14 protein-coding genes and 2 tRNA genes are annotated in these 13,728 nt (G+C 72.6%); 13 read left to right on the top strand and 3 right to left on the bottom strand.

What is annotated here, in order from left to right:
- Window positions 1–74 precede the first annotated feature (74 nt).
- Entirely contained in the window at window positions 75–1,109 is a 1,035-nt protein-coding gene (locus F8568_RS36465; protein ID WP_151598196.1) for a hypothetical protein, read from the bottom strand.
- A gap of 67 nt (window positions 1,110–1,176) precedes the next feature.
- On the opposite strand from F8568_RS36465, the gene F8568_RS36470 reads away from it, so the two are divergent.
- From F8568_RS36470 to F8568_RS36515, 10 genes are all read left to right on the top strand, one after another.
- Window positions 1,177–2,304 (top strand): acyl-CoA dehydrogenase family protein, encoded by a 1,128-nt coding sequence (locus F8568_RS36470; RefSeq protein WP_151598197.1) that lies wholly within the window; start codon window positions 1,177–1,179, stop codon window positions 2,302–2,304.
- Between the two features lie 92 nt (window positions 2,305–2,396).
- Window positions 2,397–2,469, top strand: a tRNA-Thr gene (locus F8568_RS36475).
- A 324-nt stretch (window positions 2,470–2,793) separates the two neighbouring features.
- Window positions 2,794–2,867, top strand: a tRNA-Met gene (locus F8568_RS36480).
- A 116-nt stretch (window positions 2,868–2,983) separates the two neighbouring features.
- Window positions 2,984–3,148: a 50S ribosomal protein L33 gene (rpmG, locus tag F8568_RS36485; protein WP_026404241.1), complete on the top strand. Its 165-nt coding sequence runs from the start codon at window positions 2,984–2,986 to the stop codon at window positions 3,146–3,148.
- A gap of 371 nt (window positions 3,149–3,519) precedes the next feature.
- Entirely contained in the window at window positions 3,520–3,957 is a 438-nt protein-coding gene (locus F8568_RS36490) for a MaoC family dehydratase N-terminal domain-containing protein (RefSeq protein ID WP_151598198.1), read from the top strand.
- Complete coding sequence (locus tag F8568_RS36495; RefSeq protein WP_151598199.1) at window positions 3,957–4,382, top strand: MaoC family dehydratase; 426 nt, start codon at window positions 3,957–3,959, stop codon at window positions 4,380–4,382. Before F8568_RS36490 ends, F8568_RS36495 begins: the two co-directional genes overlap by 1 nt.
- Before the next feature lie 75 nt (window positions 4,383–4,457).
- Window positions 4,458–5,525 (top strand): UDP-N-acetylmuramate dehydrogenase, encoded by a 1,068-nt coding sequence (locus F8568_RS36500; RefSeq protein ID WP_151598234.1) that lies wholly within the window; start codon window positions 4,458–4,460, stop codon window positions 5,523–5,525.
- A gap of 231 nt (window positions 5,526–5,756) precedes the next feature.
- Complete coding sequence (locus tag F8568_RS36505) at window positions 5,757–6,341, top strand: TMEM165/GDT1 family protein (protein WP_328601180.1); 585 nt, start codon at window positions 5,757–5,759, stop codon at window positions 6,339–6,341.
- Between the two features lie 41 nt (window positions 6,342–6,382).
- A complete protein-coding gene (locus F8568_RS36510) occupies window positions 6,383–6,964 on the top strand; it encodes a TetR/AcrR family transcriptional regulator (protein ID WP_202125757.1) in 582 nt (193 codons plus the stop codon).
- A gap of 63 nt (window positions 6,965–7,027) precedes the next feature.
- On the top strand, window positions 7,028–8,446 hold the full coding sequence (locus F8568_RS36515; RefSeq protein WP_151598201.1) for an MFS transporter: 1,419 nt from the start codon (window positions 7,028–7,030) through the stop codon (window positions 8,444–8,446).
- A gap of 60 nt (window positions 8,447–8,506) precedes the next feature.
- Here F8568_RS36515 and F8568_RS36520 read toward each other — a convergent pair whose 3' ends face one another.
- A complete protein-coding gene (locus tag F8568_RS36520; RefSeq protein WP_151598202.1) occupies window positions 8,507–9,628 on the bottom strand; it encodes an adenosine deaminase in 1,122 nt (373 codons plus the stop codon).
- A gap of 209 nt (window positions 9,629–9,837) precedes the next feature.
- On the opposite strand from F8568_RS36520, the gene F8568_RS36525 reads away from it, so the two are divergent.
- The 3 genes from F8568_RS36525 (at window position 9,838) to F8568_RS36535 (ending at window position 12,166) form a co-directional block, all read left to right on the top strand.
- Window positions 9,838–10,818 (top strand): hypothetical protein, encoded by a 981-nt coding sequence (locus F8568_RS36525; RefSeq protein ID WP_151598203.1) that lies wholly within the window; start codon window positions 9,838–9,840, stop codon window positions 10,816–10,818.
- 79 nt (window positions 10,819–10,897) lie between these two features.
- Window positions 10,898–11,407, top strand: a complete 510-nt coding sequence (locus tag F8568_RS36530; RefSeq protein WP_151598204.1) for a SigE family RNA polymerase sigma factor — start codon at window positions 10,898–10,900, stop codon at window positions 11,405–11,407.
- Between the two features lie 3 nt (window positions 11,408–11,410).
- Complete coding sequence (locus F8568_RS36535) at window positions 11,411–12,166, top strand: hypothetical protein (protein ID WP_151598205.1); 756 nt, start codon at window positions 11,411–11,413, stop codon at window positions 12,164–12,166.
- Between the two features lie 123 nt (window positions 12,167–12,289).
- On the opposite strand, the gene F8568_RS36540 is transcribed toward F8568_RS36535, so the two are convergent.
- Window positions 12,290–13,495 (bottom strand): pyridoxal phosphate-dependent aminotransferase, encoded by a 1,206-nt coding sequence (locus F8568_RS36540; RefSeq protein WP_151598206.1) that lies wholly within the window; start codon window positions 13,493–13,495, stop codon window positions 12,290–12,292.
- Window positions 13,496–13,728 lie beyond the last annotated feature (233 nt).

Here is a 13,728-nt window from a genome sequence, read left to right on the forward strand (position 1 = left end):
TCCGCGGTTTGTGTGTCTTTGTGTGGGGTGGGGCGTGTTTTCGCCCGCTCCCCCCCCCCCCCCCCCCCCACAACTCAACGGGTTGGTGGGGCGATGTGCGGCCACCACGCCGTCAGGTCTTCGGGGAGGTGCATGCCGTCGACGCGGAGGGTTGCGGGCATGCGCGGGAAGCGGCGTCCGGCGGGGAAGGTGCGCTCGTAGGACGGCGGGTCGAGGACGACGACGCGGGTGCCGTTGACGGCCGGGACGTCGGCGGGCACGCCCTCGTTGTAGATCCACTCGCCGTGGGCGTCGACGAGGTTCCACGGGCTGGAGACGATCGGCGGGCCCGGCGGGACGTCCGCGTCCAGGAAGCACGCGACGATCTCGGGCGGCGGCGGGGTGCCGGGCATGCAGCCGGGACGCCCGATGAGGGCGCCTGCGAGCAGGACGTGCAGCTGGAAGTTGTCGCCGATGCCGCCGATGGTGACCGTCCAGCCCCGCCGGGTGGCGCGGTCCAGGACGAGGATCCGCTCGCCGTCCAGCACCCGCAGCAGCGCCTGGACGTGGTCCATGTGCGGGAGGTGCTCGGCGGCCTTGCCGGCGGCGAACGCGCGGAAGTCGCGGTCGTCCAGGCCGGTGCGGGTGGCGGGGGACGTCTGCAGGACGGTGCTGGACGCCATCGCGAACTGCGGCAGCGCGAACCACGACATCATCGCGGTCACCGTGCCGTCGCCGAGCACCGGCTTGACGGTGTCGAAGACCTGCTGGGAGGGCTGCTCCTCCTGCATGTCGGGCGGCTTCCCGCCCGTCGCCTCCGTCCAGGCGTTGCCGAACGCGAGCGCCGCCGCGGTGGCCTCGGTGAGCCGGTGGACGACGGCGCGGCCGACCGGGTCGGGGTCGGCGCCGTCCTCGATCCAGGCGCCGGACACGACCGCGAGCCACCCGCCGAGGTTCACCGGCGCCTCGGCGATGCCCTCCGCCATCCGGGGCAGCGCCGCCGCCTTCGCCTCGACGGAGGCCGTCTGCGCCTCCCGCATCAGCCGGGGGAGGAGATCACCGAAGGACCGGTCCTCGACGATCGCCGCGCGGACGATCTCGTCGACGACCTGGTGGAGCGCCGCACTCATAGGTGATCACCCTGGCACAGCGGGGCCGCCGGGCGAACATTGTGGAATCTGATTCTAGAATGTCGGCATGGAGTCACAGGATTTCGCCGACGTGCTCAAGGCCGTCCGCAGCTTCGTCCGCGACGAGGTCGTCCCCCGAGAGGAGGAGATCGAGGAGACCGACGCGATCCCGGAGCCGCTGCGGCGGACGTCCCGGGACATGGGCCTGTTCGGGTACGCCCTGCCCGAGCAGTACGGCGGGCTCGGCCTGTCGCTGAGCGAGGAGGTCCGGCTCGTCTTCGAGCTCGGCTACACCAGCCCCGCGTTCCGCTCCATGTTCGGCACCAGCAACGGCATCGCCGGGCAGGTCCTGGTGCACTCCGGCACCGACGAGCAGAAGGCCGCGTGGCTGCCGCGCCTCGCGTCCGGCGAGATCGTCGGCGCGTTCGCGCTCACCGAGGCCGAGGCCGGATCCGACCCGAGCACGCTGACCACCTCCGCGACCCGCTACGGCGACGACTACGTCATCAACGGCGCCAAGCGGTTCATCACCAACGCCCCCGAGGCCGACGTCTTCATGGTCTTCGCCCGGACCGGCGGCCCCGGCTCCCGCGGCATCTCCACCTTCCTCGTCGAGAGCGGCACCGCCGGCCTCAGCGTCGGCCCCGCCGACCAGAAGATGGGCCAGCGCGGCGCCCACACCGCCGAGGTGTTCTTCGACGGCGTCCGCGTCCCCGCGACAGCGATGGTCGGGACGGAGGGCACCGGGTTCCGCACCGCCATGGCGTCCCTCGCCCACGGGCGCCTCAGCATCGCCGCCCTCTGCGTCGGCCTCGCCCAGCGCATCCTCGACGACACCGTCGAGTACGCCAAGACCCGCCACCAGGGCGGCGGCGCCATCGGCGAGTACCAGCTCATCCAGGGCCTCATCGCCGACTCCCAGGCCGAGCTGTACGCCGGACGGTCCATGGTGCTGGAGGCCGCCCGCGCCTACGACGCCGGCGAGGACACCAAGCTCGGCCCGTCCTGCGCCAAGTACTTCTGCTCCGAGATGGTCGGACGCGTCGCCGACCGCGGCGTCCAGGTCTTCGGCGGCATGGGCTACATGCGCGGCGTCTCCGTCGAACGGTTCTTCCGCGACGTCCGGCTGTTCCGCATCTACGAGGGCACCAGCCAGATCCAGCAGCTCGTCATCGCCCGGAGCTTGCTGCGCTGACCTGCGAAGACGCCTGCCAGCGGCGCCCGGGGGAATCCAGTTCGCGCGCGGTCCCGAGTCCGTGTATCGTTTTCCCTGCGCGAACGACGCAAGCCCCTTTAGCTCAGTCGGCAGAGCGTCTCCATGGTAAGGAGAAGGTCTACGGTTCGATTCCGTAAAGGGGCTCAACGGCACCACGGCCGCCATCCGGACGATCGGACGGCGGCCTTCGTCGTTCCAGGCCCGCGCCCCGCCGCGGGCGGGGGAAGAACCTCCCCGCGCGCCGGGACGGGCGGGCGCGGACCGATTCGCTCCAATCGGGGCCCTGTGATACCGTCCCACCGGTTCCAGCAGGGCGTTCGCCGGGTCACCCACATCCACCGGGTACTCTGGGGAGCGGCCCGCGGGCCCACGGAACGCCGGTTCCCCGATCCTCGATCCGGGAATTCGCGTTTCCGAGGTCAGGTGAGCATCCGGTATCCTTGCAATCCGGTCCACACCGACCAGCACGGCGGGGTAGCTCAGTCAGGCAGAGCAAGCGGCTCATAATCGCTGTGTCGCCGGTTCAAGTCCGGCCCTCGCTACTACCCATCTCTCTCACCCCCGCGGGGGTGAGCAGGGCTGGGTCGAATCTCCGGTCGCCCTTCCGGGGCGTCCGGGATGCGTAGTCCATGTTCCTAGCTCAGAAAGGCACTCCATCGTGGCTGCCACCGACGTACGGCCGAAGATCACGCTGGCCTGCCAGGAGTGCAAGCACCGCAACTACATCACGCGGAAGAACCGGCGCAACGACCCGGACCGCCTCGAGATCAAGAAGTACTGCCCCAACTGCCGGACCCACCGTCCGCACCGGGAGACCCGCTAGCCGGGGTTCGGACGGGAAGTACTGCCCCGCTGCGCTCATTGAGGGCCAGGACCCACCGTCCGCACCGGGAGACCCGCTAACCCGGGTCCGGACGGGAAGTACTGCCCCGCTGCGCTCATTGAGGGCCAGGACCCACCGTCCGCACCGGGAGACCCGCTAACCCGGGTCCGGACGCCGCGGCTCGCCGCATCGTCCACGGCACGACAACTTCTTGGCGCTTGCCCTGACATCGATCAGCCCGCCCCCGCGGTGAGACCCGCGGGGGCGGGCTGAACGTCATTCTGTTACGGTCCCGTCGAGACGTTGCAATCGTGCTCCGACGAGGGCGCCGCGGCCGCGCGACCCCGCCGGGACCTGGAGGGACGGACTGCATGGCACTCAACCGCGACTTCATCGGGCGGAGCTTCCCGCCCAGCGAGCCGTACGAGGTCAGCCGCGTGAAGATCCGCGAGTTCGCGGACGCCATCGGCGACGGCAACCCGATCTACCGCGACCGCGAGGCCGCGAAGGCGGCGGGCCACCCCGACGTCATCGCCCCGCCGACGTTCCCGATCGTGGTGTCGCTGGGCAACCCCGGTCTCGCCGACCCCGACCTCGGCCTCAACTACGCGATGGTCGTGCACGGCGAGCAGCGGTTCGAGTACACCCGCCCGGTGCGCGCCGGCGACGTGGTGACCTGCACCTCGACGATCACCGAGATCAAGTCGATCGGCAACAACGAGAAGATGGTCGTCGAGACGGACGTGAAGACCGTCGAGGGCGAGCTGATCTGCAAGACCTACAACACGATCGTGGAGCGGGGGGCCTGATGACCGCGAAGGTGAACTACGCCGACGTCGAGGTCGGCACCGAGATCCCGGCGCGGACCTACCCGATCGACCGCGCCAACCTGGTGATGTACGCGGGCGCGTCCGGCGACTTCAACCCGATCCACTGGCGGGAGAGCTTCGCCAAGTCCGTCGGGCTGCCGGACGTCATCGCGCACGGCATGTTCACGATGGCGCAGGGCGGCCGGTTCGTGACCGACTGGGCCGGGGACCCGGGAGCCGTGGTGGACTACGGGGTACGGTTCTCCTCGCCGGTCGTGGTGCCCGACGAGGGCGGCGCGACCCTGGAGATCAGCGGCAAGGTGGAGGAGAAGCTCGACGACAACAAGGTCGTCGTGGCGCTCACCGCCAGGTCGAACGACCAGAAGGTCCTCACGCGCGCCAAGGCCGTCGTCCGGCTCGCCTGAGGCCCGCCGGGCACGCACCGGCCGGGCGTCCGGCCGGTGCGCACGGACGTGCAGGGACGGGGAGGGGACGGCACGGTGGCGGTGTTCGCGGAAGAGGTGAACCTGGCCGGGTACACCACGCTGCGGCTGGGCGGCCCGGCGCGGCGCTTCGTCGAGGCGACGACGGAGGCGGAACTGGTCGCGGCGGTCCGCAAGGCCGACGACGCGGGCGAGCCGGTGCTGGTGCTCGGCGGCGGCAGCAACCTCGTGGTCGCGGACGCCGGGTTCCCGGGGACCGTGGTGCACGTCGGGGCCCGCGGCGTCGAGCGCACCGCCGGCGACGGCGATACCGTCCTGGTCCGGGTGCGGGCCGGCGAGGACTGGGACCCGTTCGTCGCGCGCTGCGTCTCGGACGGTCTCGCCGGCGTCGAGTGCCTGTCCGGAATCCCTGGGCGGGTCGGCGCGACCCCGATCCAGAACGTCGGCGCGTACGGGCAGGACGTCAGCGAGACGATCGTGGAGGTCCGCGCGTACGACCGGCGGGCGCGCGCGTGCGTGACCCTCGACCGCGACGCGTGCCGCTTCACCTACCGGCACAGCGTGTTCAAGGGCAATGACCGGTACGTGGTGCTGGACGTGACGTACGCGCTGCGCGAGACGGAGGAGTCGCAGCCGATCGCGTACGCCGAGCTGGCGAGGCGCCTCGGCGTGCGGCCGGGCGAGCGGGTGTCGCTGAAGGAGGCGCGCGACGCCGTCCTGGAGCTGCGGCGCGGCAAGGGCATGGTGCTGGACGCCGCCGACCCCGACTCGCGCAGCGCCGGCTCGTTCTTCACCAACCCGATCCTCACCTCGGAGCAGCTCGCCGGGCTGGAGCGCCGCGTCGCCGAGCGGCTCGGCCCGGACGCGGCCTTCCCGCGCTACCCGGAACCGGACGGGCGGACCAAGACGTCCGCCGCCTGGCTGATCGACAAGGCGGGGTTCGCGAAGGGCCACGCGCGCGGCCCGGTGCGCATCTCCACCAAGCACACGCTCGCGCTGACGAACCCGGGCGGCGCGTCCACCGCGGACCTGCTGGCGCTGGCCCGCGAGGTCCGCGCGGGCGTCCGCGACGCGTTCGGCGTGGAGCTGGTGAACGAGCCCGTCATGGTCGGCGTCGCCCTCTGAGCCCCGGCCTCGTTTTGACGTCGCAGGTGGGGCGCTTGATAGCCTGCTCGCGTCGAGGGGGAGTAGTCCCAATCGCGTGATCGACATGCTGGCGCCGCGGACGGCGCCCGGTCGCGCGGGCCTCCGCAGGAGGCGGACGAGACCTTCGGCCCGGCAGTCATGCCGGGTCGAGGTCGCACGCCCGAAACGGCTCCCCCCGCCCTCCGCCCGGCATCCGAGCGAGAGGGACCCGTGGTCACCGCATTCATCATCAGCCTGGCCGTCATCTTCGTCGCGGAGCTCGGCGACAAGAGCCAGCTCATGGCCATGACGTTCGCGACGCGCTTCCGCGCGATGCCCGTGCTGATCGGCATCACCGCCGCGACCGCGCTGGTACACCTGGCGAGCGTCGTGGTCGGCGCGGTGCTCGGCGCCGCGCTGCCGACCCGGCCGATCTCGGTGCTCGCCGGGCTGGCGTTCCTCGGCTTCGCGATGTGGACGCTGCGCGGCGACGAGCTGGACGACGAGGAGCGCGACAAGGCCCGCAAGGCGAGCGGCTCGGCGATCCTGGCCGTCGGCACGGCGTTCTTCCTCGCCGAGCTGGGCGACAAGACGATGCTGGCGACGATCACCCTCGCCGCCGACCACGGCGGGTTCCTCGGGCTGACCGGCATCTGGCTCGGCTCGACGATCGGGATGGTAGCGGCGGACGCCCTCGCCATCGTGGTCGGGCAGGCGCTGGGCAAGCGGCTGCCCGAGCGGGTCATCAAGTACGGCGCGGCGGCGGGGTTCGCGGTGTTCGGCGCCCTGCTGCTGGTCGAGGGCGCCGGCGGCTGAGCTCTTGACGAAGTTAGTTATCAGACACTAACTTACTCTCCATGGGCCCGAGGATGAGCGCCGACGAGCGCCGCGAGCTGGCGATCAAGGCTGCGATGGCCGAGTTCGCGAGCGGCGGCTACGACGGCACGTCCACCGCGGCCATCGCCGAGCGCGTCGGCGTCTCCCAGCCCTACATGTTCCGGCTGTTCCCGACCAAGCGCGCCCTGTTCCTCGCCGCCGCCGACCGCTGCTTCGCCGACATCGAGACCGTCCTGCGGGACGCCGCGGGCGGCCTGCACGGCAAGGAGGCGATGACCGCGATGGCCGAGGCCTACCGCCGGCTCCTGCGCGAGGACCCGACGCTGCTGCGCTTCCAGCTCAAGATCTACGGCGCCGCGGTCGGTGAGGACGAGCTGGCCCGCCTCGGCCACCACCGGTGGGCGCGGCTGTTCCGGCTGGTCGGCGACCTGAGCGGCGCGCCGCCGGAGGAGGTCGTCCGGTTCATGGCGGTCGGCACGCTGGTGAACGTGCTGACCGCGTTCCAGGTCCCGTACGTCCCCGGCGACGATCTGCCCGCGTCGCTGGAAGCCTGGTCCGAGGGGCTGCGGGGCGCCGATGCCCTCGATCCGGACGGCCGGTGAGCGGCCGGCCGTCCGGACCGACGCCGATTTTTTTTACCCGCCCGAGTTAGTGAGTGATAACTAATGAAGACGCCGCATCCCGTCCGCACCTTCATCGTCACCGGCATCGCGCTGTTCATGGTGGCGCTCGACAACCTCATCGTCACCAACGCGCTCCCCGACATCCGCACCGACCTCGGCACCGGCCTCGAAGGCCTCGAATGGACGGTCAACGCCTACACCCTCACCTTCGCGGTCCTGCTGCTGCCCGCCGCCGCGATCGCCGACCGGTGGGGACGCCGCCGGCTGTTCATCGGCGGCCTCGCCGTCTTCACCGCCGCGTCCGCCGCCGCCGCGCTCGCCCCGGACATCGGCACGCTCATCGCCGCCCGCGCCGTCCAGGGCGCCGGCGGCGCGATCGTCATGCCGCTCACCCTCACCCTCCTCGCCGCCGCCGTGCCGCCCGCCCGCCGTAGCGTCGCGCTCGCCGCCTGGAGCATGATGAGCGGCCTCGGCGTCGCGCTCGGCCCCGTCCTCGGCGGCGCCGTCACCCAGGCCGCCACCTGGCAGTGGATCTTCTGGATCAACGTCCCGGTCGGCGCGGTGCTGCTCGCCCTCGCCCCCGGGTTCCTCACCGAGAGCCGCGGCGCCGCCAAGCGCCTCGACCTGCCCGGCACCGTCCTGATCGCCGGCGGCGTCCTCGGCCTCGTCCTCGGGCTCGTCCGCGCCAACGAGCACGGCTGGACCAGCGCCCAGGTCCTCGGCTCCCTCATCGCCGGCGCCGTCCTCGTCGCCGCCTTCGTCGCCTACGAGGCGCGCACCGCCGAACCGATGCTCCCGCTGCGGATGTTCCGCAGCCGCGGCTTCAGTATCGTCAACGGCCTCGCCCTCGCCATGTCGTTCGGCATGTTCGGCGCGACGTTCCTGCTCATCCAGTTCATGCAGGGCATCCAGCACATGAGCCCGCTCGGCGCCGGCGTCCGCTCCCTGCCGTGGACCGGCATGCCGCTGCTCGTCGCCCCGCTCACCCCGCCGCTCATCGCCCGCCTCGGCATCCGGTACGTCCTCGCGATCGGGCTCGCGCTGCAGACCGCCGCCCTGGCCTGGCTCGCCGCCGTCCTCTCGCCCGGCGTGGGCTACGGCGCGATGGTGCCCGCGTTCGTCCTCGCCGGGATCGGCATGGCGCTGTTCTTCCCGCCGCTCGCCCGCGCCGTCCTCGGCTTCGCGCCGCCCGAGCTGTCCGGCGTCGCGTCCGGCGTGAGCAACTCGCTGCGCCAGCTCGGCACCGTCCTCGGCGTCGCGGTCCTCGGCGCCGTCTTCGCCGCGCAGGGCGACTTCACCACCCCGCAGGCGTTCACCGACGGCCTCCAGCCCGCGCTGTGGCTCGGTGCCGCCGCCCTCGGCGCCGGAACCGTCGCCGCCCTCCTGATCCCCGCCCACCTCCCGGCCACCGCCGAACCGGTCCCGGTCAAGGCTTCCGAACCCGCCGAAACCAGCTCCTGACCCGCACCCGGCGCGCGGCGGGACGACCTCAGGACGCCCCACCGCGCGCCGCGCCATTCCTCAGAAGACCTCAGCGCCCCAGGCGTCGATGCCGTTCAAAAGGTGCTTGCGGACGTCGTCGGGAGCGGCCGACGCGCGCACCGACTGCCGTGCCAGCTCCGCCAGCTCGGCGTCGGAGAAGCCGTGCACGTCCCGGACCAGGTCGTACTGGCGGGCGAGGCGCGACCCGAACAGCAGCGGGTCGTCGGCGCCCAGCGCGATCGACGCGCCCGCCTCGAACAGCCGCCGCACCGGGACGTCCGCCGGCGTCGCCGCCACCCCCAGGCTCACGTTCGACGCCGGGCACACCTCCAGCGTCACGCCCCGGTCCACGATGCGCTCCAGCAGCCGCGGATCCTCCACCGCACGCACCCCGTGCCCGATCCGGTCGGCGTCCAGCGTCTCCAGGCACTCCCGGACGCTCGCCGGGCCGAGCAGCTCGCCGCCGTGCGGGTCCGACAGCAGCCCGCCCCGCTTGGCGATCCGGAACGCGCCCTCGAAGTCGTAGGCCCGGCCGCGCCGCTCGTCGTTGGACAGCCCGAACCCCACCACGCCCTGCCCGGCGTACCGGACGGCGAGCCGCGCGAGCGTCTTGGCGTCCAGGGGGTGCCGGGTCCGGTTCGCGGCGATCACCACGCCGATCCCGACGCCGGCCGCCTCGCCCGCCTCGCGCGCCGCGTCCAGCACCAGCTCGACGGTCGGCGTCAGCCCGCCGAACTTCGCCGCGTACCCGCTCGGATCGACCTGGATCTCCAGCCAGCCCGACCCCTCGGCCGCCTCGTCCTGCGCCGTCTCCCGCAGCAGCCGCCGCAGGTCGTCGGGCGTCCGCAGGACGGAACGGGCGATGTCGTACAGCCGCTGGAACCGGAACCAGCCGCGCTCGTCGGTCGCGTGCAGCTTCGGCGGCCAGTCCTCCACCAGGGCGTCCGGCAGGTGGACGCCGTGCTCGGCGGCCAGCTCCACCAGCGTCGAATGCCGCATCGACCCGGTGAAGTGCAGATGCAGGTGCGCCTTGGGGAGCAGGGCCACGTCCGGACGGGCCGAGCCGGGCCGCGCGGCGGCGGGTTCGGCGGGGGCCGGCTCCACATTCCCTCGCGGGGAACGGTCCTGGGCCGGGCTGGGTGACACGGTACGGGCCTCCATGGACCAATGTTGCCGGATGGCGCGTCCCGCTGAACCCCTGCCCCACCAGGATCATCACACCGGACTACCCCGCATGGCACCTGGCGGCCATCCCCGCCCGTGGACATCACCGAAAAAACTCGGAACCCGCGTGCAACCCCGCTCCGTGGTCGCGCGTATACGAGGGGCGCAAGAGGAGAACAACGGACGGGCAGAGAGGGACACAGACGATGATCACGCTGAAGGCCGCACTGATCGCGGCGGGCGCCATCGGGACCGTGGCCGTGGGCGGCGGCGCCACGTGGGCCATGACCGGCTCCCACCACAACGCGGGCCTCCAGTCCGGCGACTCGAAGCTGCCGGCCGCGCACCGGGTCGTCGACGCCGCGCCGAAGACCGCGCCGACCTGCCTGCCGACGCAGCTCCCCAAGACCGGCAAGCTCCCCACGGGCAAGCTCCCGAAGACCGGCGCCCTGCCCAAGCCGGGCGACCTGCCGACCGCCGGCCTCCCGACGACCGGCAAGCTGCCCGAAGGCAAGCTGCCCGGCACGGAGAAGCTCCGCAAGCAGACCGACGCCCTCAAGAAGAAGGCGGCCGCCGCCAAGCCCACGGTCGCCGTCCCGAACCCCGGTGTCCCCGGTGTTGCCGCCCCCGGCAGCCGGCCGACCGCGCTCCCGTCCGGCAAGCCCGAGTTGCCGGCCTGCGCGCCGTCCGCCAAGCCGCTGCCCAAGGGCGGCGTTCCGGCCGCCAAGCCGTCCGCGCGCGTCCCCGGCAAGCCCGCGGTGCCCGCCGTCCCCGCCCTCGACTGCCGCACCCTCGCCCCCGCCGTGAAGATCGGCGGGCCCGTCGAGAAGACCGTCATGCTCGCCAAGGGCCTCAAGTACAGCGCCGCCACCCCCGGCACCGCCGACCTCAAGAAGCTGAACATCTGCGCCGTCACGCAGAAGTGGACCGGCAAGGCCGGCCGGTGGCTCACCGTCGAAACGCTGAAGACGCCCGCCGGAATGACGCAGAATCAGCTCCGGCAGGCGCTGAAGCTGCCCGAGGGCGGCACCCCGCTCACCGTCGACGGCGTCGCCGCCTACCAGGGGCCGCGCGGCGGCGGGGTCCTGGTGTTCGACCCGAGCGGCTACTCGCTGTTCGTCAACGGCAGCCCCGTCCTCGCCGGCGGGCCGAAGGACGTCGCCACCGCCCTGCGGCAGGCGCAGTAGAAACAAGGACCCGGGCGGACGGCCAGGTGCGGGGCCGTCCGCCCAGGACGCGGGATCCCCTCCACCCGGACGGAGAACAGTGGGGCGTCGAGACGACGAGTCGTTCGTTGAGTTCGTGGCGGAACGCGGCGATGCCCTGCTGCGCACCGCCTCGCTGATGTGCGGTGCCCGGCAGGACGCCGAGGACATCCTGCAGACCGCGCTGGAAAAGGCGTACCGGCACTGGGGACGGCTGGACGCCGACACCGACCCCGAGCCCTACGTGCGCCGGATCCTGGTCAACCTGGTGATCAGCCGGTCCCGGCGCTGGAAGGTGCTGCGGGAGATCCACATGGCGAGGCCGCCCGAGACGCCGACGCTCGCGGGTACCCACGCCGTCGAGCTGAGGGGGACGCTCATGGACGAACTGCGCAGGCTCGGCGCCCGGCAGCGGGCGGTGCTCGTGCTGCGCTTCTGGGAGGACCTCTCGGAGGCGGAGACCGCACGGGTGCTCGGCTGCTCCGTCGGCACCGTCAAGAGCCAGGCCTCCCGGGGGCTCGCCAGACTCCGGGAGCGACTCGGCGCGAACCTGGCGCCAATGGGGAGCTGAACGATGGACCTCGAGAGCGAACTCCGCGCGGCCATGGCCGAGCAGGTGGCCGGGACCGCCGCGCCGCCCTCGCTCGTGGCCGACGTGCGGCGCCGCCACCGGCGCCGCGCCAACCGGATCCGCGCCACCGTCGGCGTCGCCGCCGCGTCCGTCGCCGCGCTCGCCCTGGTGCCCACCTACCAGTCGTTCCGGGCCACACCTGCCGGAGAGTCCGCCACCTCCCGCCCCTCGGGCGGGCCGGCGATCCTCGAGCAGCCGGAACGGCGGCCCGCCTCGGGCCTCCCCGCGTCCCCGTCGCCAGAGGGGAGGCCCGAGGCGGGATCAACGCCGAAGCCGTCCGCGCGCCCGCGGCCCGGCGGCGGCGCCGGCGGGGGAGACGAGCGGCCCGGCGGCCCCGGCCCCGCGGTGAAGCTCCCGGACTGGGTCACCTACCTGCCGGGCGGCCTCACCGCCACCGGCCCCTGCACGGTCACCGGCGACGCCAAGCGCCGCACCACCACTTGCAAATGGGGCGGGACGTCCGGCTGGGTGCAGATCGCCCTCGTCAAGGGCAGCGGCATCGGCCTCACCGACCTCGCCCCCGTCGGCGGCGTCCCCACCCGCACCACCGTCCGCGGCATGCCCGCGCTCGCCGGCGACCGCCCCGGCTCCGGCCGCCAGGTCTCCTGGATCGCCAAGCCCGGCACCGGCGTCACCGTCACCGCCGCCGGCACCGCGAAGGACCAGCTCATGCGGATCGCCGACGGCGTCCGCCCCTAGACCACGCTCCGGCGGGGCCGTCCTCGAATGGCGGAGAGGGGCCGCCAGGACACCCCCGCCGGAGCGTCCTCGAATGAGAAGGCCCCGAGGCGAGAGCCTCGGGGCCTTCTCATTCGAGCCGGATCACTCGGAGAGGAGCTTGGCTACCCGGGAGACGCCTTCTACCAGGTCGTCGTCGCCCAGGGCGTAGGAGAGGCGGAAGTAGCCGGGGGTGCCGAACGCCTCGCCGGGCACCAGCGCGACCTCGGCCTCCTCCAGGATCAGCGACGCCAGCTCCACCGACGTCTCCGGGCGCTTGCCGCGGATCTCCTTGCCGAGCAGCGCCTTGACCGACGGGTAGGCGTAGAACGCGCCCTCCGGCTCCGGGCAGACCACGCCGGGGATCTCGTTCAGCATCCTCACGATCGTCTGGCGGCGCCGGTCGAACGCCTTGCGCATCTCCGCGACGGCCGACAGGTCGCCGGTCACCGCGGCGAGCGCCGCGGCCTGCGAGACGTTCGCCACGTTCGACGTCGCGTGCGACTGCATGTTCGCGGCGGCCTTCACCACGTCCGCGGGACCGATCAGCCAGCCCACCCGCCAGCCCGTCATCGCGTACGTCTTCGCCACGCCGTTCAGCACCAGCGTGCGGTCGGCGAGCTCCGGCACCACGACGGGCATCGAGTGGAACTCGGCGTCCCCGTACACCAGGTGCTCGTAGATCTCGTCGGTGATCACCCAGAGGCCGTGCTCGTCGGCCCACCGGCCGATCGCCTCGATCTCGCCGCGGGAGTACACCGCGCCGGTCGGGTTGGACGGGGAGACGAACAGCAGCACCTTCGTCCGGTCGGTGCGGGCCGCCTCCAGCTGCTCGACGCTCACCTTGTAGCCGGTGGTCTCGTCGGCGACCACGTCCACCGGCACGCCGCCCGCCAGCTTGATCGACTCGGGGTAGGTCGTCCAGTACGGGGTCGGGACGAGCACCTCGTCACCCGGGTCCAGCAGCGCCGCGAACGCCTCGTACACCGCCTGCTTGCCGCCGTTGGTCACCAGGACCTGCGACGCCTCGACCTTGTAGCCGGAGTCCCGCTCGGTCTTCTCGGCGATGGCGGCGCGCAGCTCGGGCAGCCCGCCCGCCGGGGTGTACTTGTGGAAGCGCGGCACCCGGCAGGCGGTCACCGCCGCCTCGACGATGTAGTCCGGCGTCGGGAAGTCGGGCTCGCCCGCGCCGAACCCGATGACCGGGCGGCCCGCCGCCTTCAGGGCCTTGGCCTTGGCGTCCACGGCCAGCGTCGCGGACTCGGATATAGCGCCGATGCGCTTGGAGATGCGAGGACGGTCGATGCTCATATCCCTATCGTTACAGAAGCGAGGCCATGACCCGAGCGATATATCAGGGCCGGTGGCACGGGGTCCACGGCGTGCGCGGGGGTTCGCGCGCCGTCCGGTTCGACGCGGGGCGCTCGGGGACGTAGACTCACCTCCCTAGTGACGCGTCACCGGTATACGATCCTGTCCGCACACGGGCATGCCCAAGAGGTCGTAAGCTGGGGCACGGCACCGACCCGGTCCCGCGGCCGGGT

The organism is Actinomadura physcomitrii, assembly GCF_008923205.2.
Classification (GTDB): domain Bacteria; phylum Actinomycetota; class Actinomycetes; order Streptosporangiales; family Streptosporangiaceae; genus Spirillospora; species Spirillospora physcomitrii.

Bases quoted from the DNA above. Each gene is read 5' to 3' on its own strand.
- F8568_RS36465 (WP_151598196.1), bottom strand. From the start codon at position 1,109: ATGAGTGCGGCGCTCCACCAGGTCGTCGACGAGATCGTCCGCGCGGCG.
- F8568_RS36470 (WP_151598197.1), top strand. From the start codon at position 1,177: ATGGAGTCACAGGATTTCGCCGACGTGCTCAAGGCCGTCCGCAGCTTC.
- F8568_RS36490 (WP_151598198.1), top strand. From the start codon at position 3,520: ATGGCACTCAACCGCGACTTCATCGGGCGGAGCTTCCCGCCCAGCGAG.
- F8568_RS36495 (WP_151598199.1), top strand. From the start codon at position 3,957: ATGACCGCGAAGGTGAACTACGCCGACGTCGAGGTCGGCACCGAGATC.
- F8568_RS36510 (WP_202125757.1), top strand. From the start codon at position 6,383: ATGGGCCCGAGGATGAGCGCCGACGAGCGCCGCGAGCTGGCGATCAAG.
- F8568_RS36515 (WP_151598201.1), top strand. From the start codon at position 7,028: ATGAAGACGCCGCATCCCGTCCGCACCTTCATCGTCACCGGCATCGCG.
- F8568_RS36520 (WP_151598202.1), bottom strand. From the start codon at position 9,628: ATGGAGGCCCGTACCGTGTCACCCAGCCCGGCCCAGGACCGTTCCCCG.
- F8568_RS36525 (WP_151598203.1), top strand. From the start codon at position 9,838: ATGATCACGCTGAAGGCCGCACTGATCGCGGCGGGCGCCATCGGGACC.
- F8568_RS36535 (WP_151598205.1), top strand. From the start codon at position 11,411: ATGGACCTCGAGAGCGAACTCCGCGCGGCCATGGCCGAGCAGGTGGCC.
- F8568_RS36540 (WP_151598206.1), bottom strand. From the start codon at position 13,495: ATGAGCATCGACCGTCCTCGCATCTCCAAGCGCATCGGCGCTATATCC.